Here is a 22,084-nt window from a genome sequence, read left to right on the forward strand (position 1 = left end):
CGAACAAGGTGCAATTCTCCGGTTTTGGCGCAGAAATTGGACTACGACTACGCGCCGTGATGTCCCTCCGGCAGGCCACGCCGCTCGAACATATTCTCCCGCAGTGTCTCGCCGTCGTACCCCTCGCGGATCATTCCGCGCTCGCGAAGGACCGGAACGACGTACTCCGCGAAGTCCTGCAGGGTGCCCGGACGAGTCACTTCCTTGAGGTTGAAGCCGTCGACGCCGACCTCGTCTCGCCAGGACTCGAGTTCGTCCGCGACGGTCTCGGGGCCGCCGACGATCACGGGTGAGGTGGTGCCGAGGCCGGCGAACTGCGCGACCTCTTCGACGGTCCACTCGCGGTCGGGGTCGTTCTTCGTGAAGGCGTTGATCGTCCCGCGGATGGCGTCGGTCTCGATGTGTTCGACCGCCTGGTCTGGCTCGAGTTCGGAGAGGTCCATGTCGATGAAGCCCGACAGCAGGGAGAGTGTGCCTTCGACGCTGATGTGTTCCTTGTAAGTCTCGTACTTCTTCTGGGCAATTGCGTCGGTCTCGGCCGTGACGACGACGATGCCGGGGAAGAACTTCAGGGAGTCGGGGTCGCGGCCGTGTGCTTCGACGCGCTCCTGCATGTCCTCGATGTAGTCGCGGGTAGCTTCCTTCGTCGGCTGGGAGACGAACACGCCCTCGGCGTTTTTCGCCGCGAACTCGCGGCCGCGATCCGAGGACCCGGCCTGGTAGATGACCGGCGTTCGCTGTGGCGAGGGCTCGCAACCGTGCGGGCCGGGAATCGAGAAGTACTCGCCGTCGTAGTCGATGGCGTGGACCTTTTCGGGGTCGGTGTAGGTGCCGGCGTCGGCGTCGCGGACGACCGCGTCGTCCTCCCACGAATCTTCCCAGAGACGGTAACAGACGTCCATGAACTCGTCGGCACGGTCGTAGCGTTCGTCGTGTTCCATCCGGTCGCCCAGTCCCAGGTTTTCGGCGGCGCTCTCGAGATAGGAGGTGACGACGTTGAACGCGATGCGGCCGTCGCTGACGTGATCGAGCGTCGAAAGTTCACGGGCGAGCTGGTAGGGGTGGACGTAGCTCGTCGAGCGCGTGATCGCGAACCCGATGTCGTCAGTCACCTCGGCCATCGCGGGGACGAGCGCCTGCGGCGCGTTCGAGGGGGTCTGAATCGCCCGCCGAATTGCGGGGTCGCGGTCGTCGTCGTAGACGTCGTAGATGCCCCGCACGTCGGCGAAGAAGATAGCGTCGAAACCGGCTCGTTCGGCCGTCTGTGCGACATCGGTCCAGTACTCGCGGTCGGTGTACCGGTGAGATTGATCCCCCGGAATCGTCCAGGAACCCGGCGAGACGTGCTCGACCGAGTTCATCGTAAAGAGATTGAAGTGCAAGTGGTCGCTCATCGTCTGCACGTTTCCCTGTTCGGGAAAAAGGAATCCGACACCGGAGAAATTCGGGTGCGATCGACGACGCGGGGATTCGCTCGAGTAGACTCCTCACGAGCGGTCGAGTCGTGCCCGAGGGAGTCGGCCTCGAGCGCCCGACGCCCGATCAGCAGGAACAGTAGTAGTCCGGCCCGCCGAACTCCGTCTCGAGCACCTGCAGCGCCGGGCCGGGATCGGACGGCCGGTAGACGCCCGTCGTCAGCCCCTGCGTGGACTCGAACTCGCCGGACAGCAGTGCGGTCCACTCGTCGTTCGAGAGCACGTCGGGGAACGACGGCGAACTCGCGAGCAAGGAGAGGTAGTCGGGGAGGTAGATCCAGCGGGCCTCCTGCGGTTCCGGCGACTCGTACTCGAGTCCGACGGCGTCGGCGTAGGCCGCGTACGGCAGGTTCGCACCGGCCTCGACGGGCATCGAGATCCACTTCCAGGGCCGGGTGTTGACGTCGAGCAGGACGTACTCCTCGCGGTCGCTGTCGTAGACGAACTCGGCCTCGCTGATGCCATAGTAGCCGCTCTCCTCGAGGACGGATCGAGCACGCGCCTCGAGTTCGGGGTCCTCGACCGTGTCGACGACACAGGAGGTGCCAAAGCCCTGCGGGTAGCGGACGCGGGCGTTGCCGACGACGCTCAGGACGTCGCCGTCGGGGGAACGGTAGGAAGCCAGCGATCGGTCCTCTCCCGTGGCGACGGGGACTTTCTCCTGGGCCATCACGCGAACGCCGGCCTCCTGTGCCCCGGTGACGACCTCGAGGAACTCCTCGCGGTCGGCCACTTCGACGACGTTCGTGCCGAGCAGTTCCTCGAATTCGCGCTTGCGAGCGGGTTTGACGACCAGCGGGAAGCCGAGCCGATCCGCGGCGTCGTCGGGGTCGACCTCGGAGAGCCGGTAGGTCTCGGGGTAGGGCACCTCGAGTTCCTCGGCGGTCGCGTACAGCGACTCCTTGTCGAGGACGTCGGCAATCACGTCCTGTTTCGCAAAGGGAAGTCGGACGCCGTCGGGTTCGGTTTCGGCGAACGCGTGGACCCATTCGTCCATACAGGGGAAGGCGACGGGGTCGTGGTCCAGCACGTCGGCGACCGACTCGACGTCCTCGCGGAAGCCGTCCGGGTCGTCTAGCGGGAAGGTTACCTCGCCTGCGGCGACGACGGCCTCGGAAGGCGGTGCGACGCCGTCGCCGGTGCGATCCAGGGCGATTACGGGAACGTCGTGGGTGGCGAGCGCCCGTGCGACGCTTACGCCCGTGATGTGGGCGTTGGAGACGATTGCTGGCGGCCGATCGAACGACGCTTCCTCGAGCGTCTCGCGGAGGTCCGCGAGCGACGTGAACTGTGTCATAGTCGAACCTGCGCATCGGCCGGACTAAACCCTGCGGTCCCGGACGTCCTGGCCGCCGTCGCCGACGGCGAAAGAGTTCGCGATTCGTTCTCACGGTCCACTACTGACCGTCAGTTTCGGCAGGATTATACTTCCCCACCTACGACTACCCGAGGCGCATGGAGGAGCGAACGAGGGCCTATCTTCGAGGGCGGTTCCGCGATCACTATCGACGGACGGAGCTTACGCCACCGCCCGCGGCCAACGAACGCGAGTGGGGCTATATCCCCTGGACCGAGGGACCCGACACGACTATGGTCCGCCATCGTTCGCTGCTCGAGTTAGGGGAGCTTTCGGAGTTTCTCGTCCGGAAGCGCCCGCAACACGTCTACTTCTCCGCGGGTCGCTTCCGCGACCCTGGGGCAGCCTCGATGAACGAAAAGAACTGGCAGTCGGCCGACCTGGTCTTCGACCTCGACGCCGACCACTTGCCGAGTGTCACCCTGGGCGAGGACTCCTACGCCGAGATGCTCGCGAAGTGTAAAGACGCGCTGCTCCGCCTGCTGAACTTTCTCGAGGACGACTTCGCCTTCGAGAACATGGAAATCGTCTTCTCCGGCGGCCGGGGATATCACGTCCACGTCCGCGACGAGAACGTGCTCCACCTCGAGCGAGAACACCGCCGCGAGATCGTTGACTACGTCCGCGGGATCGGCCTGGACTTCGAGGAACTGATCGAGACCGAGACCGTCGCCGGAATCGGCCGAAAGACACCGACGGAGCGCCGAACACTCCAGATCGAGGGCGGCTGGGGCCGACGCACCCACGACCATTTCATGGATTTCGTCGACGAACTCCTCGAGATGGACGAAGCCGACGCCCTCGAGCGCCTCCAAGAGTTCGACGGCATCGGCGAGGGGAAGGCACAGGCGACGCTCAACGCCGCGCGGAACAACCGGGAGGGACTCGAGGAGGGTAACGTCACGGTCCACACTGCCGTTTCTCAGCTGGCCGAACGGTTCGCCTCGAAAGCCGTCGACCGGGACAACGCGCCGATCGACGAACCCGTGACCACCGACACGAACCGACTTATCCGCTTGCCGGGGAGTCTCCACGGCGGCAGCGGACTGAAGACGGTTCGACTCGAGCGCGACGAACTCGAGGACTTCGACCCCCTCGTCGATGCCGTCCCGGAAACGTTCGAAGGACAGGAGATCACGGTCGACGTCACCGACGGCGGCGAGGTCGAACTCGGAGGAGATAGCTTTACAGTCTCGGAGGGAGACCAGTCACTACCGGAGTACGTTGCCGTCTTTCTGATGACACGCGGCAGGGCCGAAAAGGAGAAAGAATGAATCTAGACGAACTGCGCTCGGTCCAGAGCAAGGAGCGCCAGAAAGACAGCCTCCAGAATCTGCGCCCCTCGTTCTACCAGGAGGTCGGCGACTACATCGCCGACCTCGAGGACGAACGAGACCGCGTAGCCGAGCGTGCTGACGATCCGTTCTCCTCGCCGGAGGTCGGCCGCCTCACCGACGAGATCGAGACGGCCAAGGACGTCGTCGAGGCGATCTACGAGCGCCGGATGGGAAAACTCGTCAAGCAGGCCAGCCTCGCTGCGGCGGGGATGGCAGCCAACGACGAGGGACTCACCGCCGAGGAAGCAGACCTCTTCGACGACCTCGTCGACCGCATCGAGTCGAACAAGGGACGCGTCCTCGACGTGCTCGAGGGAGAGGAGGTCGTCGCGGCCGACGACGCTTCCACGAGCACGGCAGACGCTCATCCTGACGACAGTCCCGGGACGGCAACGGAGCCAACCGCCGACGTGACGTCCGACGCCCCACCAGATCAGCCACCCGCAGACGACACACCGCCGGCACCGCCACAGGAGCCGCCGGAACCCGGACTCGAGGACCCACCGGAGCCGGAACCCTCGAGCGGCGTCTCGGCCGCGGACGTCATGGGCGGCGAACCGGATTCGATCGGTGATTCGTCGAGTTCTGACGGCGAGCACGGCGGGACGGAATCCGACGCGCTCGAGTCGCCGGATTCGGATGCGGACACAGCCACTGACGACGCCGACGGCGACGTCGACCGCGTCACCGTCCGCATCACGCGCGACGTCGGCCCCATTCTCGGTGTCGACGACCGCGAGTACACGCTCTCGGCCGACGACGTCGTCACCCTGCCCGAACAGAACGCCGATCCGCTACTCGAGCAGGAAGCGGCCGAACCGCTCGAGTAGATCCGTTTTCGTTACTGACCGGCGTCGGACTGGTTCTCGAGGAACAGTACGGTGCTGCAGCCGAGCAGAAAGACGCCGAGCAGGAGGTGAAACCAGCCGTCGGGCAGCCGATCCGACAGCCCGAGTAGGACGTCGAGAAAGAGCACGAGAGATATCGAGACGAGTATCGTCACTTCGAGGTTGTTCGACGGTTGGCGTTTCATTCGCGATTCCTGTCGGTTTAGCGACACGTAAGTCTGTCTCCCACGTCGAACCTGCACTGGTGGCAAACCACAACGCCTACAGTGACCCTCCCCAAGGGACGGCTATGCTCGACATCGGCGACGAGGCACCCGAATTCGAACTTCCGAACCAGCACGGCGAGACGATCCGACGCTCCGAGTTCGACGGCCGGGTCGTCGTCTACTTCTATCCACGCGCGAACACCGACGGCTGTACGACGGAAGCCCTCGAGTTCGAGGAGCGACTCGCCGACTTCGAGGACCGGGACGCCGCGGTCGTCGGTATCAGCGACGATCCGGTTTCCGATCTCGAGTCGTTTGCGGACGATCACGACCTCACGTTCGACCTGCTCTCGGACGAGCACGGCGAGGTCGCAACGCTGTACGACTCCTACGGCGAAAAGAAGATGTTCGGCAACACGTTCGACGGCGTCTTCCGGAACACGTACGTCGTCGGGCCGGACGGCCGGATCGAAGCGGTCTACGAGAACGTCTCGCCGGAAGGACACGCCGACGAAGTGCTTGCGGGCCTCGAGAACGCCGACGCCGTCGCGTCCGACTGACGCGACTGGCTTCGAGTAGCGCTTACTGGAACGTTCGACCGAGCTGGTCCGCTTCCTGGGCGGGTTCGGCTCGCTGGAACTCCTCTTCGATCTCCTCGTAGCGCTCGCGCGTCTCGGTGGTCACGCTCGGACCGACTTCCTCGAGGGCGTTCTCGAAGTGTTCCTTGCTGATACGGACGTTACCGACCGTGTCGTCGATCTCGTCGGGGTCGACGGAGTTGATGAACTCGCGGCTGGCGGACATCGAGGCTTCGCGACAGACGGCTTCGATGTCGGCACCGACGTAACCCTCGGTCTCGCTCGCGAGCCAGTCGAGGTCGACGGCCTCCGCAAGCGGCTTGTCGCGGGTGTGAACCTCGAAGATCTTCTTGCGCCCGTCCTCGTCGGGAACCGGGACGTGGACGTGACGGTCCAGCCGGCCAGGACGGAGCAGTGCCGAGTCGATCAGGTCGGGACGGTTCGTGGTGGCGATGACGACGACGTCCTCGAGTTCCTCGAGGCCGTCGAGTTCCGTCAGTAGCTGGGAGACGACGCGTTCGCCGACGCCGGAGTCGGTCTGGCCGCGGCCGCGTTCGCCCGCGATCGAGTCGATCTCGTCGAAGAAGATCACGGTCGGGGCGTTCGATCGTGCCTTCTCGAAGACCTCGCGAACGCCTTTCTCGGACTCGCCGACGTACTTGTTCAGCAGTTCGGGGCCCTTGATCGAGATGAAGTTCGACTCGGCCTCGTTCGCCACTGCCTTCGCGAGCAGCGTCTTGCCGGTCCCCGGTGGCCCGTACATGAGGACGCCTTTCGCGGCCTCCATGTCCATCTGCTCGAAGACCCCGGGATAGTCCAGCGGCCACTGGATGGTCTCGCGCAGCCGTTCTTTGGTGTCGCCGAGTCCGCCGACGTCGTCCCAGGTGACGTCGGGAACTTCGACGAAGACCTCGCGCATCGCCGAGGGCTGGATTCCCTTGAGCGCGTCCTTGAGGTCGCCCTCGGTTACCTGCAACGACTCGAGGACGTCGGCGTCGATCTCCTGGGATTCCAGATCGAGGTCGGGACGGATGCGCCGCAGGGCGTTCATCGCGCTCTCGCGAGCGAGGCTCTCGAGGTCGGCGCCGACGAAGCCATGGGTGTTAGCGGCGTAGTGCTCCAGATCGATCGACTCCTCGAGGGGCATCCCGCGGGTGTGGACCTGCAGGATCTCCCGGCGGCCGTCCTTGTCGGGGACGCCGATCTCGATCTCGCGGTCGAAGCGACCGCCACGACGGAGCGCAGGGTCGATGTCGTCGACGCGGTTGGTTGCGGCGATGACGGTAACGCGACCGCGCTCCTCGAGGCCGTCCATCAGGCTGAGCAGTTGCGCGACGACGCGCCGTTCGACGTCACCGCCGGCCTCCTCGCGTTTGGCGGCGATGGAGTCGAGTTCGTCGATGAAGATGATCGCGGGGGCGTTCTCCTCGGCCTCCTCGAAGACCTCACGGAGTTGCTCCTCGCTCTCGCCGTAGTACTTGGACATGATCTCCGGCCCGGAGATCGTTTCGAAGTGGGCGTCGATCTCGTTGGCGACGGCCTTGGCCATCAGCGTCTTGCCGGTCCCCGGTGGGCCGTGCAGGAGGACGCCTTTCGGCGGCTCGATGCCGAGTTGCTGGAACAGCTCGGGGTGACGCATCGGCAACTCGATCATCTCCCGGACCTGGTCGAGTTCGTTGTCGAGGCCGCCGATGTCCTCGTAGGTGACGTTCGGGACGCCTTCGGCCGAGGCGTCGCCGCCGGCACCGACCTGTTCGGCCGGCGTCTCGGAGAGTTCGATGCTCGTCGAGTCGGTGATGACGACGGTGCCGCCCGGCGTGGTGCTCGCGATCTTCAGCGGCACCGACTGGCCGGAACTGGCCATCGGACCGAACGATAGCGAGAAGGGGACGGTCTGGCCCTCGGTGACGGCCTGCCCGCTCAGTTTGTCGCGGACGAGCGGGCCGATGTCGCCGCGAATGCGGAGGTTCTGCGGGAGCGCGACAGTGACCGACTTGGCGGGTTTGACGTCCGCCTGTTCGATCGTCACGCTGTCGTCGATCCCGACGCCTGCCTCCTGGCGCAGACGGCCGTCGATCCGGACGATCCCCCGTCCCTCGTCTTCGGGGTAGCCCGGCCAGACGCGGGCGACGGCCTGGCTGTCGCCACCGCCGCTGATGACGATGTAGTCCCCGTTCTCGAGGTCGAGTTCACGCATCGAGACGCGATCGATCGCGGCCAGTCCGCGCCCGGCGTCTTTCTGTTTGAGTGGTTTGACGGTGAGTTTCATAGATCGCCCTCCAGTTCGACAGTGAGGACCCCGTTTTTGATAAACGTGTTCGCGTCGTCTGCCGCCTCGGGGAGATCGATCTCGTACTGTTCCTCCCCGATGACGACAATGACGGTGTCGGCGACGAGGTCGACGGTGGCCTCCTCCTGGGAGCCGAAGTCGACCGCGAGCACCGCACCGTCGTCGTATTCGTACTGACGGGCTAGGTGCCCGTCTTCGCCGGTGAATTGCTCGAGAGTCATGTTGGTACTAACTCAACGTAAGTTGTTCGAATATATAAATTTGTCGTCGACTAATCGCAGTACTGCGTCGGGTATCCCGAAAACAGCGTTGTTCGCAGTTCACAGCAGGCGTCGGACAGAGCGGCGGACAGAGAACCACTGTCGACTCGAGATCGGTACCGAAGTCGGTGGCTTTTCACGCCACGATCACCGACTGACGGGTATGATCGACGACGAGACGCCGGTACTCGACAACCACCTCCATCTCGATCCGGACAACCACCGGGGAATCGACGCCGTCGAGGACTTCGCTCGCCTGGGCGGGACACACCTGCTCGTGGTCAACAAACCCTCCTGGCACCTCGACGTCGAGGCCGACCGTGGCGAGGACTTCCGGCCGGTCTTCGAACGTACCATCGAGGTCGTCGAGGAAGCCTCCGCAGTTCTCGAGGGTCGTGCCTGGCCCGTCCTGGGTGTCCACCCCGGGCTGATCTCGCGGCTCGTCGACGAGCGCGGCTACAGTCCAGAGGAAGCCCGCGAAATCATGCAGAGCGGGATCGACGTCGCGGCGGAGTACGTCGCCGACGGCGAGGCGCTCGCGCTGAAGTCCGGTCGGCCCCACTACGACGTCGACGATAGCGTGTGGGAGGCGTCGAACGACGTCATGCGCCACGCGTTCGAACACGGCGGCGACCTCGACTGTGCCGTCCAGTTGCACACGGAAGCCAGCGAGGAGATGACCGAGGTCGCAGACTGGGCCGAGGACGCCGGTATGGAACGCCACCAGGTCGTCAAACACTACGCGGCCGGGCGTCTCGAGGGCCCCACTCCGAGCGTCATGAGCGAGAAAGACCGACTCGAGCGGGCGGCAGAACGCGGCGAGCCCTTCCTGATGGAGACCGACTACGTGGACGACCCTGACCGGCCGGGTGCCGTGCTGGGGCCGAAGACGGTGCCCCGACGGGTTCGCTGGCTGCTCGAGGAAGGCTACGAGGAAGCCGTCCACAACGCCCACGTCGAGACGCCGAAACTCGTCTACGGAATCGACACCGAAACGACGCTCGATCGCCGTTCTGACGGCTCCTAACGACGATTCGTGGTGTTCCGGTGGGACTAGTTTTGCCTCAGTGTAGAGAAAGGCATTTCAAGCGGCCGGTGTAGGTGTCTGTATGAGCAATCCCCCGACCGAGTTCTACTCGGAGGAGCGCTGGCAGAACTGGATCGATCGCATCAAAGACGAAGACATCGATCCGGAAGACGAAGACTCGGCTCGCCTCCTGCTCAACCTGCAGGACGACACGGCGATAGCGATCGCGAAGATCGTCGCCGCCTACGACGACGGGGACCTCGACGAAGAAGAAGCGCTCGAGGAGATCGCCGACGTTCGCGAGATCGTTCTCGGCGAGGTCGACATCGAGAACGAGGAGAAACTCATCCTCGTCGACGGCGTCCAGACGAGTCTCGTCTGCGTCTTCTTCGCGGCCGAGGAGTACGTCGCGAACGCCCCGGCCGAGGAAGGAAGCGTCGGCGACTACCTCGGCGCTGCGGCCGACGCCGAAGCCGAAGAGGACCTAGACGCCGCACTCGGCTACGCGGCACAGGCTGGCACGCTCATCATCGACGGCGAGGAACTCGACATGCAGGTCGCCGAAGACCTCGAGTACGGCCTCGTCACCGAGTGGATCAACGGTCTCGACAGCCTCCAGAGCGCGATGAGCGATCCCGAAGTCGTCGAAGAAGAAGACGAGTAACGCCGAGCTTTTCCCGTCGTCACTTTCGACCACGGCCGATTTCTACGTCGAGTAGTGTCACCTCTCTTCGACCGGATGCGTCACTCGATAACGTCGATCGTCGAAAGCTCGAACGACAATACCATATATCTCCTCCCGCATTATCCCGCTATGACAGCAGTCGGTATCGACGCGGTCGAAATCTGGACCGGGAATCTCGAACTCGACTTGCCCGGCACGTTCGCCCCGCAGAAGGGCGAAGACCCGGAAAAGTACACGAAAGGTCTCGGTCTCTACGCCAGTTCCTTCCCCGACAGCTACGAAGACATCGTCACGATGGGAGCAAACGCTGCCCATCGCCTGATGGAACGCAAGGGCCTCGAGACCGACGATATCGGTCGTATCGACGTCGCGACCGAGAGCGCGTTCGACAACTCGAAGCCGGTTTCGACGTACGTCGCTGGTTGTCTCGAGCAGGTCTTCGAGGGTGACTTCCACCACGCGAACAAGGGCGAACGGAAGTTCGCCTGTATCGCAGGGACCCAGAGTCTCGACGACGCCTGCAACTGGATTCGCGCGGGCCGCAACCGCGGCCGCGCGGCACTGGTCATCGCGACCGACACCGCCCTCTACGCTCGCGGTGACGCCGGCGAAGCGACCCAGGGCGCCGGTGCCGTCGCGATGTTGATCGACGAGGACCCCGACCTGGTCGAACTCTCGACCGAACAGGGCTACGGCTCGGCCGACGAGACCGACTTCCTCAAGCCAAACCAGCAGTTCCCCTCCGTCGACGGCAAACGCTCCGTGCAGGTGTACCTCGCCCGCATGCGCGAGGCGCTCGAGGACTACGAGAGCGTCGCCGGCGACGTTCACGTCGACGACGTCGCGTACGCGCCGTTCCACACCCCGTTCCCGGGCATGGTCCGGAAGGCCGCCTTGCTCGCGTACCGACACATCGTCCGCGACACGACCATCGAGGACGAACTCGCCGACGAGATCGGTCGCCAGCCCCGACCCGAGGCGTTCGACGACGACGAGGCCTACCGCGACGCGCTCCGGGAGTACATGGACGAACTCAAGGAGACCGACCGCTACCAGGAGTGGTACGCCGAGACCATCGATCCGACCCTGACCGTCTCGCGCAACGTCGGCAACTGGTACACCGGCTCCGTCCACGTCGCCCGCGTCAGTGCCCTCAAACACGCTCTCGACGAGGGTCGAGACATGACCGGTGAGACCATGCTCATCGGCTCCTACGGCAGCGGTGCTCAGGCGGAAATTCACGCCGAAACAGTCTGTGACGGCTGGGAAGAAGAGATCGAGGCGCTGAACGTCGATGCCCAGATCGAGGAGCGCTACGACCTCGAGTGGGAGGACTACGAGGAGATCCACGACGCCCACAACCACGACGTCGACTCCGACGTCGAGGAGCTCACGACGCCCGAAGGAGAGTTCGTCTTCGACGGCTGGGGACGAATGGGCGAGCGCAAGTACCGCTACGTCGAGTAGTACCGTTCCACGCGTCGACTGATGGGGCGAATCGACCCACACCGCCGGATTCGCCCCATCAGCTCAGGCCTGGATCGCCACTAGCGACCGTCGACTTTTCGACCGACTGTCTCGAGACGACGCCGGCGACGGCGTCGAGGCGAAACCCATTAGCGCGTCCAGCAGGTAGCTCGACTGACATCGAATCCTCGAGGTCGACCACGCATGGATCCACTCACACTCCTCGGTATCGACGTGGCGCTGTTCTTCGTCATCGGCTTGCTCGCCGGCGCTCACTGTATCGGGATGTGTGGGCCGCTGGTGACCGTCTACGCGAGCCAGATGGACAGCGGCAGTGACGCGGTTGCCGACGGCGGGCGAACGGGTCATCTGTCGACCTACGAGGTCCGCCAGCACGCACTGTTCAATCTCGGCCGGATGGGGAGTTACACGATCCTCGGGGCAGCCTTCGGCGCGCTCGGGAGCGTCCTGTTCGTGACGACCGCGGAGTTGACGTCGATCGTCGACGTCGCACGCGGCGGCGTCGGCCTCGTCGTCGGCGCGTTCGTCGTCGTCACCGGAATCTACTACCTGCTCGGACGGACGACCGGCGGCATCCACCTGCCGGGCCTGCAGCGACTCACCGGCTGGCTCACCGCTCGCGTCGACCGTCTGGCGAACGGCCCCGGCATAATCGGGCTGGGTGCGGTCCACGGACTGCTCCCCTGTCCCGTGCTCTACCCGGCGTTCCTCTATGCGTTCGCGATCGGATCGCCGACCGGCGGCGCGCTCGCGCTGGCCGCGCTCGGGGCCGGAACGATCCCTGCAGTCTTCGCCTACGGGACCGTCCTCGAGACCGTCGACGTCGCCCACCGGCGGCGCGTCCACCGGCTGCTCGGGGTCGCGTTCGTCGTCTTGGGCTACGTCCTGCTGGCTCACGGGCTGATGGCGCTTGGCTATCCCGTCCCCCACCCCGAGTTGCCGTTCTACGACGGCATCGACGCGCCGGGCACCGGACACGACCACCACTGATCGACGATGACTGACGAACCACTCGACGAAACCGGATCTGCTCCCGACGGTAGCGACACGACCGACGACGGCTGTACGCTGTGTGATCTGCCGGTCGAGGGCAGCGGCGTCGTCGCGGACGGCAACGCGTTCTGCTGTGCCGGCTGTCGCGAGGTCTACGACGCCCTCGGCGACGTCGAGGACGTTAGCGCAGAAGACGTCCGCGAACGCCAAACCGTCGATACCGACCCCGACGACGACCCAGCCGTTCCGGACGACCACGAGGCGACCTACCTCGAGGTCGACGGGATGTACTGTGCGACCTGCGAGGCGTTCATCGAGTCGGTCGCCACGGAGACCGACGGCGTCAGCGCGGCGAGTGCCAGTTACGTGACCGACACGGTCCGGATCGACCACGATCCCGACGCCGTCGACGGCGAGGAACTACAGGACGTCGTCAGCGGCCTCGGCTACAGTGCCTACGACCGCGACGACGCGTTCAGTCGCCGCCAGGCCGACAACTGGGCGATGGCACGGATCGCGGTCGGCGTCCTGATGGGGATGATGGTGATGTTGCAGTACGTCGTCATCATCTACCCGACCTACTTCGGCGGGCTCTTCTACGACGAGCGCACCTACCAGTTCTTCACGGAAACGCTCGCGAGCGACCTCGCGACGCCGTTTTACCTCATGATCGCCGCGCTGACGACGGTCGTCCTCGGGGTCACTGGAAAGCCGATCCTGCAGGGCGCTTACGTCGCCATCAAGACGCGGACGCCGAACATGGACCTGCTGGTCTCGATCGCAGCCGTCAGCGCCTACCTCTACAGCACCCTCTCGATCGCCGTCGGCGGGCCACACATCTACTACGACGTCACCGTCGCGATCATCGTCATCGTCTCCGTCGGGAGCTACTACGAGTCGGAGATCAAACGCGAGGCGACCCAGCGCCTCTCCGATCTGACGACCGTCCAGGTCGACGACGCACGCCGCGTTCTCGAGAACGGCGACCACGAGGACGTCGCCGTCGGCGACCTGGTGGCGGGCGACCGCGTACTGGTTCGGACCGGCGAACGCGTCCCCGTCGACGGCGAGATCGTCGACGGCGAGGCGGCGGTCGACGAGGCGGTCGTCACCGGCGAATCTCTGCCCGTGACCAAGGAGGCCGGAGACGACGTCGTCGGCGGGTCGATGGTCGCCGAAGGCGCGCTGACCGTCCACGTCGGCGAGGATGCGACGAGCACCCTCGACCGGATCACCGAACTCGTCTGGGATCTCCAGAGTGGCACCCACGGCATCCAGAAGCTCGCGGACAAACTGGCGACGATCTTCGTCCCGCTCGTGCTCGTCCTGGCGACGGTCGTCACCGCGATCTACCTCCTGACAGGTGCCGGCGTCGCAACCTCCCTGCTGATCGGGCTCACCGTCCTGATCGTCTCCTGTCCGTGCGCGCTCGGGCTGGCGACCCCACTAGCCGTCGCCGCAGGGATCCGCGACGCCCTACGAAACTCGATCGTCGTCTTCGACGACAGCGTCTTCGAACGCATCCGCGACGCCGACACCGTCGTCTTCGACAAGACCGGCACCCTGACGACCGGCGAGATGTCCGTCGTCGAGACCGACCTCGAGGACGACCTGCTCGAGCAGGCCGCGGCGCTCGAGCGCCGATCCGCCCATCCGGTCGGGCAGGCGATCGCGGCTGCAGCGCCGATCGCGGACGGAGGAAGCGTCGAGGCGGCCTCGAGCGAGAGCGAACCCGAAGACGCGAGCGACGAGCGCGTCGACTCCTTCGAAAGTCACCGGAACGGTGTCTCGGGCGTCGTCGACGGCGAGGCGGCCGTCGTCGGCCACCCGGATCTGTTCCGCGACCGCGGCTGGGAAATGCCCGACTCGATCGCGGACCGTATCGACGACGCCCGCGAGACAGGGAACGTGCCGGTCGCCGTCGGCCGTGACGGAACGGCCGAGGGCGTCGTGGTCGTCGGCGACGAACTCCGCGAGGAGTGGGGCGAGACGCTGTCGACGATCGCCGAGACAGACGTCGAGGTCGTCGTCCTCACCGGCGACGATCCACGTGCGGCGACCCGGTTCCGTGAGAACGACGCCGTCGACCGCGTGTTCGCCGGCGTCCCGCCCGAAGGAAAAGCCGAGACCGTCGAACGGCTCAAGGGAACCGGCCGAACGGTCATGGTCGGCGACGGGACCAACGACGCGCCGGCGCTCGCGGCCGCCGACCTCGGCATCGCGCTCGGCGGCGGCACTGCGATGGCCGCCGACGCCGCAGACGTCGCGCTCGTCGACGACGACCTCTCGTCGGTCGACACCGTCTTCGAACTCGCCCGCGCAACCGACCGCCGGGTCAAGGGCAACATCGGCTGGGCGTTCTGTTACAACGCCATCGCGATCCCGCTTGCCGTTACCGGACTGCTCAATCCGCTTTTCGCGGCGATCGCGATGGGAGCGAGTAGCCTGCTGGTCGTCACGAACTCCTCGCGGTCGCTGATCGAGGACTGATGGTCAACGGAATCATTGCAGAGTAGCGCATACGACAGGGTATGGCAGACAGGCCCGACCTACCCTCGTGGGACTTCGACCGCCCGGGGCTCGCCGCCCTCGTCGCCACAACGGTCGTGCTGGCAGCGCTCGTCATCCTGCCGTACGTCCAGTACGTCCTGCTTGGGATCGTCCTCGCGTACATTCTCGTGCCTGCCCAGCGTCGTCTCGAGCAGTACGTGGGGTCGATGATCGCTGCCGGCGTCCTCGTCGCAGTTGCGATCCTCGCGATCTTGCTCCCGGTCGCGTACGTACTCGCGCTTGCGTTCCGCGAGGCACTGCAAGTCGTCGAGGCAATCCAGGAAGGAGACCTCGACGTGGCAGCGATCGAGGCACGTCTCGAGGCGACGGGGTATCCGGTCGATCTCGCCGGCATGTACGGCGAGTACCAGGAACCGATCACGACGGGGATCCAGGGGCTGGCTACGGGCGGTCTCGAGATTGTTGGCGGCCTACCGGGAATCCTGATCGGACTCACGGTGACGCTTTTCGTACTGTTCGCGCTGTTGCGTGATCGCGAACGGTTGATCAGCTGGATTCGGGAGGTCGTCCCGATCGAAGACGAGATCCAGCGGGAATTGCTCGCGGGCTACGACCAGTTGATGTGGGCATCGGTCGTCGGTAACGTTGCGGTCGCGATCATCCAGGCGATCGCACTCGGTATCGGGCTTGCGATACTGGACGTTCCCGCGGTGGTCTTTCTGACCGTCGCGACGTTCGTCCTTGCACTGCTCCCGCTGGTGGGTGCCTTTGGCGTCTGGGTGCCACTCTCGGTGTATCTGGTTGCGGCCGGTCGGCCCATCGCGGCGGCCGGGCTCGTCGCCTACGGTTCGATCGTCAGCGCCTCAGATACCTACCTGCGCCCCGCGCTCATCGGCCGGACGAGTGCGTTCAACTCCGCGATTATCGTCGTCGGTATCTTCGGCGGGATCATCGTCTTCGGCGCGGTCGGCCTGTTCGTCGGTCCCGTCGTCCTCGGCGGTGCGAAAATCACGGTCGACGTCTACGTTCGAGAGCAGTGGGATCGAGCGACTGAGGCCGACACTCCGGCAGAAACGAGCCAGTCCACGCAGGCAGCCGGCGAGTCGCTGAACGACGAAACCGAGCGGCACGAACCGGATTCCGACGACGAATCGCCGAGCGACGACACTGTCGATCCGGCGCTAGAGGAACAAGACGAGTCCGACGCAGACGAGACCGAACTCGGAACGGATACGGCGACCGATCCCGACTCCGCTCCATAGCCGTCGGATACCCGTTCGGTACAAGTCCCCATGCGAACGAGCCGCGTCCGAAAGGGTGCGTTAATTATCCCCTGGCTGTTATCCCCGTATATCGTGTCTCGAATCGACAGCCGCGTACTCCACAGGCGGGGGCAGACAGTCGACGCTACCGGTGGTTCCGAGGGCGGAGTCGGAATCGGACGCGAAACCACATCTGCAGTCGAACGAGACAGCCACAACCCATGACCGAATCACAGACGACGGGGAGTCCGTACGCTCCCCATACGGACGACGAACAGGCGGCGATGCTCGAGGCCGTCGGCGCCGACACAGTCGAGGAACTGTTCGACATCCCCGACGCAGTCGAGTTCGACGGGGAGTTCGGCATCGACACGCGAACTGAACGCGAGACCAGGGAACTGGTCCGATCGATACTCGACCGCAACGACGACCTCACCGAACTGCTCGGGCGCGGTCACTACGGCTACTACGTGCCGTCGGTGGTCGACCACCTCGCGGATCGCTCGGAGTTTCTGACCTCCTACACCCAGTACCAGCCCGAAGTGTCCCAGGGGTTCCTGCAGGCACTGTTCGAGTATCAGTCGCTGCTGGTCGAGTTGACCGGCCTCGAGATCGCAAACTGCTCGATGTACGACGCTGCGACGGCACTTGGCGAGGCCGCGACGCTGGCCGAACGCGTCCGCTCGACCAGCGGGACGCGCGTGCTCGTCCCCGACCTCCTGCGTGACGGTCGGCGAAGCACGCTCGAGAACTACGTCGCCGGCACGGACCTCGTCGTCGAGGAGTACCCAACCGAAGACGGCGGCGTCGACTTCGGGGCGCTCGAGGAGACCGTCGACGAGGACGTCGTCATGGTCTACGCCGAGAATCCGACGGTCCGGGGAACGATCGAGGAGCGACTCGCCGAGATCGGCGACCTCACCGAGGAGAGCGACGCCCTGTTCGTGCTCGGCTCGGATCCGGTCGCACTGTCGCTGCTTCAGCGGCCGGCCGACGTCGGTGCCGACGTGGTCGTCGGCGACGCCAGCGTCCTCGGCCTGCCGACGAGTTACGGGATGGGGCTCGGCCTCTTTGCCTGTCGTGAGGACTACCTCCGGCAGGTGCCCGGCCGACTCGTCGGGGCCAGCGACGACGCGACCGACCGCCGTGCCTACACACTGACGCTGCAGACCCGCGAACAGCACATCCGACGCGAGCGAGCGACGAGTAACATCTGTACGAACCAGGCGTGGGTCGCCCTGCGAACCGCGATGCACGCCGCCTCCCTCGGCCCCAACGGGATGGTCGATCTCGCGAAACGCGGCGTTCGGCGGGCCGAGGAACTCGCAGATCGGCTCGACGAACTCGAGGGCGTCACGGCACCGGTCCACGACCGGCGGCACTTCCGCGAGTTCGTCGCGACAGTCGACGAGCCAGCGGCGACGGTCGCCGCGGATCTCGAGGACCGCGGCTTCGCGGTCCACGTCGTCGACGACCACGAGATCCAGATCTGCACTGCGGGTGCAAGCGACGAGGAAATCGATGAGTTCGCCGAGACGTTCTCGGAGGTGGTACGATGAGCGACGAACAGGTTCGATACGATCAGGCTCGCTACGTCGAGGACGGCCAGTACGAACCGCTGCTCTCCGAGAAGGACCTGACGCGGGTCGACGTCGACGACGACTCGCCGCTACCCGACGACCTTACCCGGGACTCCCTCGAGTTGCCGGAACTCTCCGAGCCCGAACTGGCTCGTCATTACACGCGACTCTCCCAGATGATCTACGGGATCGACACCGGTCCCTACCCGCTGGGGTCGTGTACGATGAAGTACAACCCCAAGTTCACCGAGGACGTCGCGGCGCTCCCCTCGGCTGGGGTCCACCCCGACCGCTCGGAGGAGTCGGTCCAGGGCACTCTCGAACTGCTGTACCGGTTGCAGGACTACCTCGGTCGGATCGGCGGCATGGACGCCGTCACGCTTCAGCCGCCAGCGGGTGCGGCCGGCGAGTTCGTCGGCATCCGCGTCGCCACGGCCTACCACGAACACAACGGCGAGGACCACCGCGACGAGGTCATCATCCCCGAAAGCGCCCACGGGACCAACTTCGCGACCGCCGCGCTGGGCGGCTACGACGTCGTCTCCCTGCCAAGCGACGACGAAGGACGCGTCGACCTCGAGGCGCTCGAGGCCGCCCTCTCGGAGGACACGGCAGCGCTGATGCTGACGAACCCGAACACGCTCGGGCTGTTCGAGCGCGATATTACGGAAATCGCGGAGATGGTCCACGACGTCGGCGGCCTGCTGTACTACGACGGGGCGAACCTCAACGCCCTGCTCGGCCGCGCTCGTCCGGGCGACATGGGCTTCGACGTGATGCACTACAACGTCCACAAGACGTTCGCGACGCCCCACGGCGGCGGTGGCCCCGGTGCGGGTCCCGTCGGCGTCGCAGAGAAACTCGAGCCGTTCCTGCCGGCGCCCCGCGTCCGGGAAGCCGAGGGCGACGCGGACTACGAACTGTTCGATCCCGAACACACCATCGGCAAGGTCCACGGCTACCAGGGCAACTGGCTCGTGCTGATCAAGGCGTTCGCCTACATCGCTCGCCTCGGCGACGAAGGACTGGCGGATGCGAGCGCCAAGGCGGTACTCAACGCGAACTACCTCGCGAGCCAGATCGGTTACGACGTCCCCTACGAGCCGTTCCACCACGAGTTCGTCGCCAGCGCCGGTGACCAGGACGCCGCCGACGTCGCCAAACGGATGCTCGACTACGGCGTCCATCCGCCGACGACCAAGTGGCCCGAGATCGTTCCCGAGGCGCTGATGACCGAGCCGACGGAAGTCGAGAGCAAGGATACGCTGGACCGCCTCGCCGCAGCGTTCGACGCCGTCGCCGAAGAAGACGACGAGACGCTCGAGGCCGCTCCCGAGCGGACGACCGCACGGCGGATCGACCAGACGAACGCGGCTCGAGATCCACAGCTGTCCTGGCATACGCTCGAGGACGGCGAGTAACTGGCAGCGAACGGTTCTTTTTCGGTCGATCGCTCGAGTGACGTGTCTCCAGAAGTCGAAGAGAGACGGCAGAATCGGACCGGGACGCCGATCGATCGCTACGACTGCGCAGCGCTCGAGTCGACTGCGGTTCCGTCGTCGCCGATGCGGACGAAGCCGTAGTCACAGTCCGGGCAGTGCCACTTGACTTTCTCACCGAGGTGCAGCGTCGTACTCGCCGCACGGTAGAACGTCTTCTCTCCCCCGCAGTCGGGGCAGTCGTGGTCGAGTTCTAGGGCCATACGGCGGGGTTGTGGGCGGAGTGAGTTTATGCTTTCGTCATCGGTCGCGCTCGCCAGGATACCCCGCCATAGGGCGGGTCTCCCGTCGGCTAGCTGTTAAGTAACTGCCGGGCGACGATCCAGCCATGCCGATCTACACAGGACGTGGCGACGATGGCGAGACCGACCTCCGGGACATGAGCCGGGTGTCGAAGACCAGTCCCCGCATCGAGGCCTACGGCACCGTCGACGAACTCAACGCCCTGCTCGGGAGCGTCCGTCCGACGGGATACGACGACGTCGACGACCAGCTCCGGACGATCCAGAACCACCTCCACGTCGTCCAGGCCGACTTCGCCAACCCCGACCCCGAGGAGGACGATCCCGTCATCCGGGAGGAGCACGTCGAGACCGTCGAGGAGTGGATCGACGACCACGACGACGAACTCGAGCCGCTGACCTCCTTCATCCTCCCGTCGGGATCGAATCACGGCTCGCGGCTCCACCACGCCCGCGCGGTCTGTCGACGCGCCGAACGTCGAGCTGTCGAGCTGGCGGAGGAAGAACAGATCAACGAACAGGCCGTCCAGTACCTGAATCGGCTCTCGGATGGCCTGTTTACGCTGGCTCGCGTGGTCAACCAGCGCGACGGAGAAACGGAAGAAGCGCCGCAGTACTGACGGGCAAGATACGGCCTAGGGCCGCGATCTATGCGGTTTCAGCTGCGTTTTCCGGTACTGCCTCGAGGATCGTCTCGGCGACAGCCAGGTTCCGGTCCGGTTCGACGCTGTTCGCCCGGTCATCGTACTCGAGCACGTCCGCGTCGTCCAGCAGGGGCAGATGAACGTGATGCAGACCGACCTCGAGACGCTGGTTCGACGTCGGGGACGCAGTACTCGACGTAGACAGTTCCGCAGAGAGATGTGTGACGACGTCTGCGGTCTCGATACAGGTTCCCTCCCGTACGAGATACTCACAGACTTTCCGACGGCGATAGTCGGCGAGCGCTTCTAACACCGTATCGATGGTTCCAGGATGTGACATCCATTCGGGTTTCCCACGGTCATTGTCGTGGGAGGGGAGCCTTCCAAGTCAGGCTTTTAAGTGCGGTCCCTCGGAAACATCGATTCGATCAACGCCGAAACCGCCCGACGTAACCGTTCCGAAACCGACTGCGATGAAATCCCCAGCCGATTCCCGAGTTCGGTCTGGGTGATTCGTCGAGGGACCTCGAAGTACCCAGAGTCGTACGCCGTCAGCAGTGCTTCGTGCTGGGTCGACGAAAGTGTCGCCTCGAGTCCGTTATCGCGGTCTTCACTCCGGTACAAGGAGAGCAGCGTAAACGTGCCGCCGTTGTCGACGTACCGCCGTCGGTACTCGACGAGCGTCGATCGGTCGGGAAACTGCATCCGGACTCGCCAGCCGTCGTTCGTCCCCTGGGCATCGAGCAGGACGACGCCGTCCGCAGACCACATCGGAAACGTGGACTGTCGATGGCCCTCTTCCGTCAGATCGACTCGATAGAAACTCCGGTCGTCCGTCTCGTCCAGTCGACGAAACTCCGCGGCCGTCGAATCGTCCTCGAGGGCGTCTTCGAACCGCTCCTGACTGACGCCCGACGCCCAGAACAGCAGGCGGATCGTACCCTCGTCGGTCAGGTACTGTGCTGCGTGTCTGAGCAAAACGTCGGAAAACTCGGCCAGGGTGCTCTGGAGGATCGTAGAAGACACGACGTACCTGGCGACCAGCATACCAAACTGATTAGCATACACATTTATAAATGAGTTCAATACAGTCCGGTTCAGTCACGTGATCTGATCGGTACAACGTCGCGAGCGCTCGTCTGGCAGATTTTCTGACCTTCGCGAAAGGACTTTATTCTCTCGAGACCTATCATCGGTGCAGATGAACGCACGCAACCACTTCGAAGACAGCCTGTACTACCTCCGACGAGCCGGCGAACACGCAAAACTCGGTTTCGAGGAAACTCTCGAGACGACCGAACACCGCGCTCGAGTGCTGGTCGGTCGGGGAACGGAATCCGAAGAAGAAATAGAAGAACCGAGCCGCCTCGAAACCGTCGGTCAGCGCGTCGAGACGGAAGCTCGAGATCGCGTCTCGAGCGCTCGAGAACAGGTCGCCCGCGTTCGATCCGAGGAGCAGTCGGCCGACCGGTGAAAGGAAGTCTTAAGTCGGACGCGCGGGTACGACAGCCTGCGGGTTGGTGATCTAGTCCGGTTATGATACCTCCTTCACACGGAGGAAGTCGGCAGTTCAAATCTGCCCCAACCCATTTTTCGAGCGACAACTTGCGAGGAGCGTAGCGACGAGCACGTCGCTCGAAAAATTGTTATGGGAGATTTGAACGAGGCGAGACGGCGCAGCGAAGCGAGCACGTCTCGACGTTGTTCAAATCTGGCCCAACGTCACGATCCTATCGCTCACGAATTTGCTCGCGACAGAAATAGTGGGTTATCGGGCAGATTTGAATCAGACGAATTACAGC

At 64.7% G+C, this 22,084-nt stretch carries 22 protein-coding genes and 1 tRNA gene; 14 read left to right on the forward strand and 9 right to left on the reverse strand.

The features are described from left to right. Positions 1–47 precede the first annotated feature (47 nt). Positions 48–1,394 (reverse strand): LLM class flavin-dependent oxidoreductase, encoded by a 1,347-nt coding sequence (locus BLR35_RS11050; protein ID WP_090381669.1) that lies wholly within the window; start codon positions 1,392–1,394, stop codon positions 48–50. Positions 1,395–1,542: 148 nt separating this feature from the next. After that, positions 1,543–2,772: a carboxylate--amine ligase gene (locus tag BLR35_RS11055; protein WP_090381672.1), complete on the reverse strand. Its 1,230-nt coding sequence runs from the start codon at positions 2,770–2,772 to the stop codon at positions 1,543–1,545. A gap of 158 nt (positions 2,773–2,930) precedes the next feature. On the opposite strand from BLR35_RS11055, the gene priS reads away from it, so the two are divergent. Next, positions 2,931–4,106, forward strand: a complete 1,176-nt coding sequence (gene priS / locus BLR35_RS11060; protein WP_090381674.1) for a DNA primase small subunit PriS — start codon at positions 2,931–2,933, stop codon at positions 4,104–4,106. Then, entirely contained in the window at positions 4,103–4,999 is an 897-nt protein-coding gene (locus BLR35_RS11065; protein WP_090381677.1) for a hypothetical protein, read from the forward strand. Before priS ends, BLR35_RS11065 begins: the two co-directional genes overlap by 4 nt. A gap of 11 nt (positions 5,000–5,010) precedes the next feature. On the opposite strand, the gene BLR35_RS11070 is transcribed toward BLR35_RS11065, so the two are convergent. Then, entirely contained in the window at positions 5,011–5,202 is a 192-nt protein-coding gene (locus BLR35_RS11070; protein ID WP_090381679.1) for a hypothetical protein, read from the reverse strand. A gap of 104 nt (positions 5,203–5,306) precedes the next feature. On the opposite strand from BLR35_RS11070, the gene BLR35_RS11075 reads away from it, so the two are divergent. After that, complete coding sequence (locus BLR35_RS11075; RefSeq protein WP_090381682.1) at positions 5,307–5,783, forward strand: peroxiredoxin; 477 nt, start codon at positions 5,307–5,309, stop codon at positions 5,781–5,783. Between the two features lie 22 nt (positions 5,784–5,805). Here BLR35_RS11075 and BLR35_RS11080 read toward each other — a convergent pair whose 3' ends face one another. Together BLR35_RS11080 and BLR35_RS11085 are read right to left on the reverse strand one after the other, a co-directional pair. Next, positions 5,806–8,070: a CDC48 family AAA ATPase gene (locus tag BLR35_RS11080; protein WP_090381685.1), complete on the reverse strand. Its 2,265-nt coding sequence runs from the start codon at positions 8,068–8,070 to the stop codon at positions 5,806–5,808. Then, a complete protein-coding gene (locus BLR35_RS11085) occupies positions 8,067–8,312 on the reverse strand; it encodes a DUF7127 family protein (protein ID WP_090381687.1) in 246 nt (81 codons plus the stop codon). Before BLR35_RS11085 ends, BLR35_RS11080 begins: the two co-directional genes overlap by 4 nt. A 202-nt stretch (positions 8,313–8,514) precedes the next feature. On the opposite strand from BLR35_RS11085, the gene BLR35_RS11090 reads away from it, so the two are divergent. From BLR35_RS11090 to hmgB, 3 genes are all read left to right on the forward strand, one after another. Continuing rightward, positions 8,515–9,378, forward strand: a complete 864-nt coding sequence (locus BLR35_RS11090; RefSeq protein WP_090382938.1) for a TatD family hydrolase — start codon at positions 8,515–8,517, stop codon at positions 9,376–9,378. 82 nt (positions 9,379–9,460) lie between these two features. Beyond that, entirely contained in the window at positions 9,461–10,042 is a 582-nt protein-coding gene (locus BLR35_RS11095) for a DUF2150 family protein (protein ID WP_090381690.1), read from the forward strand. 150 nt (positions 10,043–10,192) lie between these two features. Continuing rightward, complete coding sequence (hmgB, locus tag BLR35_RS11100; protein WP_090381692.1) at positions 10,193–11,530, forward strand: hydroxymethylglutaryl-CoA synthase; 1,338 nt, start codon at positions 10,193–10,195, stop codon at positions 11,528–11,530. 58 nt (positions 11,531–11,588) lie between these two features. Here the strand turns inward: hmgB and BLR35_RS21120 are convergent, their stop codons facing one another. Beyond that, the gene (locus BLR35_RS21120; RefSeq protein ID WP_280139363.1) at positions 11,589–11,711 is read right to left on the reverse strand and encodes a hypothetical protein; all 123 of its coding nucleotides are present in this window, start codon (positions 11,709–11,711) and stop codon (positions 11,589–11,591) included. Positions 11,712–11,734: 23 nt separating this feature from the next. On the opposite strand from BLR35_RS21120, the gene BLR35_RS11105 reads away from it, so the two are divergent. The 5 genes from BLR35_RS11105 (at position 11,735) to gcvPB (ending at position 19,318) form a co-directional block, all read left to right on the forward strand. Beyond that, positions 11,735–12,541, forward strand: a complete 807-nt coding sequence (locus tag BLR35_RS11105) for a sulfite exporter TauE/SafE family protein (RefSeq protein ID WP_090381695.1) — start codon at positions 11,735–11,737, stop codon at positions 12,539–12,541. 6 nt (positions 12,542–12,547) lie between these two features. Continuing rightward, positions 12,548–15,034 (forward strand): heavy metal translocating P-type ATPase, encoded by a 2,487-nt coding sequence (locus tag BLR35_RS11110; RefSeq protein WP_090381698.1) that lies wholly within the window; start codon positions 12,548–12,550, stop codon positions 15,032–15,034. A gap of 41 nt (positions 15,035–15,075) precedes the next feature. Further along, entirely contained in the window at positions 15,076–16,317 is a 1,242-nt protein-coding gene (locus BLR35_RS11115; protein WP_090381700.1) for an AI-2E family transporter, read from the forward strand. Between the two features lie 221 nt (positions 16,318–16,538). After that, positions 16,539–17,876 (forward strand): aminomethyl-transferring glycine dehydrogenase subunit GcvPA, encoded by a 1,338-nt coding sequence (gene gcvPA, locus BLR35_RS11120; protein ID WP_090381703.1) that lies wholly within the window; start codon positions 16,539–16,541, stop codon positions 17,874–17,876. Then, the gene (gcvPB, locus tag BLR35_RS11125; RefSeq protein ID WP_090381705.1) at positions 17,873–19,318 is read left to right on the forward strand and encodes an aminomethyl-transferring glycine dehydrogenase subunit GcvPB; all 1,446 of its coding nucleotides are present in this window, start codon (positions 17,873–17,875) and stop codon (positions 19,316–19,318) included. The genes gcvPA and gcvPB overlap by 4 nt, the downstream gene beginning before the upstream one ends. A 98-nt stretch (positions 19,319–19,416) precedes the next feature. On the opposite strand, the gene BLR35_RS11130 is transcribed toward gcvPB, so the two are convergent. Beyond that, positions 19,417–19,599: a DUF7838 family putative zinc beta-ribbon protein gene (locus BLR35_RS11130; RefSeq protein ID WP_090381706.1), complete on the reverse strand. Its 183-nt coding sequence runs from the start codon at positions 19,597–19,599 to the stop codon at positions 19,417–19,419. 125 nt (positions 19,600–19,724) lie between these two features. On the opposite strand from BLR35_RS11130, the gene BLR35_RS11135 reads away from it, so the two are divergent. Then, entirely contained in the window at positions 19,725–20,258 is a 534-nt protein-coding gene (locus BLR35_RS11135) for a cob(I)yrinic acid a,c-diamide adenosyltransferase (protein ID WP_090381709.1), read from the forward strand. A gap of 28 nt (positions 20,259–20,286) precedes the next feature. Here BLR35_RS11135 and BLR35_RS11140 read toward each other — a convergent pair whose 3' ends face one another. Together BLR35_RS11140 and BLR35_RS11145 are read right to left on the reverse strand one after the other, a co-directional pair. After that, positions 20,287–20,622, reverse strand: coding sequence for a DUF7344 domain-containing protein (locus BLR35_RS11140; RefSeq protein WP_090381711.1), 336 nt, complete (start codon positions 20,620–20,622; stop codon positions 20,287–20,289). A 56-nt stretch (positions 20,623–20,678) separates the two neighbouring features. After that, positions 20,679–21,329 carry a helix-turn-helix domain-containing protein gene (locus BLR35_RS11145; protein WP_090381714.1) on the reverse strand — a complete coding sequence of 217 codons (651 nt, stop codon included), beginning with the start codon at positions 21,327–21,329 and terminating at the stop codon, positions 20,679–20,681. A 154-nt stretch (positions 21,330–21,483) separates the two neighbouring features. Between BLR35_RS11145 and BLR35_RS11150 the strand changes: the two genes are divergently transcribed. Both BLR35_RS11150 and BLR35_RS11155 read left to right on the forward strand, forming a co-directional pair. Next, positions 21,484–21,756 (forward strand): DUF7553 family protein, encoded by a 273-nt coding sequence (locus BLR35_RS11150; protein ID WP_090381716.1) that lies wholly within the window; start codon positions 21,484–21,486, stop codon positions 21,754–21,756. Between the two features lie 40 nt (positions 21,757–21,796). Beyond that, positions 21,797–21,871: transfer RNA gene (locus BLR35_RS11155), tRNA-Val, on the forward strand. Positions 21,872–22,084: the final 213 nt, after the last annotated feature.

It is taken from the genome of Natronobacterium texcoconense, assembly GCF_900104065.1.
Classification (GTDB): Archaea; Halobacteriota; Halobacteria; order Halobacteriales; family Natrialbaceae; genus Natronobacterium; species Natronobacterium texcoconense.

Coding starts and splice junctions, on each gene's coding strand:
- BLR35_RS11095 (WP_090381690.1), top strand. CDS start 9,461: ATGAGCAATCCCCCGACCGAGTTCTACTCGGAGGAGCGCTGGCAGAAC.
- BLR35_RS11065 (WP_090381677.1), top strand. CDS start 4,103: ATGAATCTAGACGAACTGCGCTCGGTCCAGAGCAAGGAGCGCCAGAAA.
- BLR35_RS11050 (WP_090381669.1), bottom strand. CDS start 1,394: ATGAGCGACCACTTGCACTTCAATCTCTTTACGATGAACTCGGTCGAG.
- BLR35_RS11085 (WP_090381687.1), bottom strand. CDS start 8,312: ATGACTCTCGAGCAATTCACCGGCGAAGACGGGCACCTAGCCCGTCAG.
- BLR35_RS11135 (WP_090381709.1), top strand. CDS start 19,725: ATGCCGATCTACACAGGACGTGGCGACGATGGCGAGACCGACCTCCGG.
- BLR35_RS11150 (WP_090381716.1), top strand. CDS start 21,484: ATGAACGCACGCAACCACTTCGAAGACAGCCTGTACTACCTCCGACGA.
- BLR35_RS11055 (WP_090381672.1), bottom strand. CDS start 2,772: ATGACACAGTTCACGTCGCTCGCGGACCTCCGCGAGACGCTCGAGGAA.
- BLR35_RS11090 (WP_090382938.1), top strand. CDS start 8,515: ATGATCGACGACGAGACGCCGGTACTCGACAACCACCTCCATCTCGAT.
- BLR35_RS11115 (WP_090381700.1), top strand. CDS start 15,076: ATGGCAGACAGGCCCGACCTACCCTCGTGGGACTTCGACCGCCCGGGG.
- gcvPA (WP_090381703.1), top strand. CDS start 16,539: ATGACCGAATCACAGACGACGGGGAGTCCGTACGCTCCCCATACGGAC.
- BLR35_RS11110 (WP_090381698.1), top strand. CDS start 12,548: ATGACTGACGAACCACTCGACGAAACCGGATCTGCTCCCGACGGTAGC.
- BLR35_RS11070 (WP_090381679.1), bottom strand. CDS start 5,202: ATGAAACGCCAACCGTCGAACAACCTCGAAGTGACGATACTCGTCTCG.
- BLR35_RS11105 (WP_090381695.1), top strand. CDS start 11,735: ATGGATCCACTCACACTCCTCGGTATCGACGTGGCGCTGTTCTTCGTC.
- gcvPB (WP_090381705.1), top strand. CDS start 17,873: ATGAGCGACGAACAGGTTCGATACGATCAGGCTCGCTACGTCGAGGAC.
- BLR35_RS21120 (WP_280139363.1), bottom strand. CDS start 11,711: ATGTCAGTCGAGCTACCTGCTGGACGCGCTAATGGGTTTCGCCTCGAC.
- priS (WP_090381674.1), top strand. CDS start 2,931: ATGGAGGAGCGAACGAGGGCCTATCTTCGAGGGCGGTTCCGCGATCAC.
- BLR35_RS11130 (WP_090381706.1), bottom strand. CDS start 19,599: ATGGCCCTAGAACTCGACCACGACTGCCCCGACTGCGGGGGAGAGAAG.
- BLR35_RS11075 (WP_090381682.1), top strand. CDS start 5,307: ATGCTCGACATCGGCGACGAGGCACCCGAATTCGAACTTCCGAACCAG.
- BLR35_RS11145 (WP_090381714.1), bottom strand. CDS start 21,329: ATGCTGGTCGCCAGGTACGTCGTGTCTTCTACGATCCTCCAGAGCACC.
- hmgB (WP_090381692.1), top strand. CDS start 10,193: ATGACAGCAGTCGGTATCGACGCGGTCGAAATCTGGACCGGGAATCTC.
- BLR35_RS11140 (WP_090381711.1), bottom strand. CDS start 20,622: ATGTCACATCCTGGAACCATCGATACGGTGTTAGAAGCGCTCGCCGAC.
- BLR35_RS11080 (WP_090381685.1), bottom strand. CDS start 8,070: ATGAAACTCACCGTCAAACCACTCAAACAGAAAGACGCCGGGCGCGGA.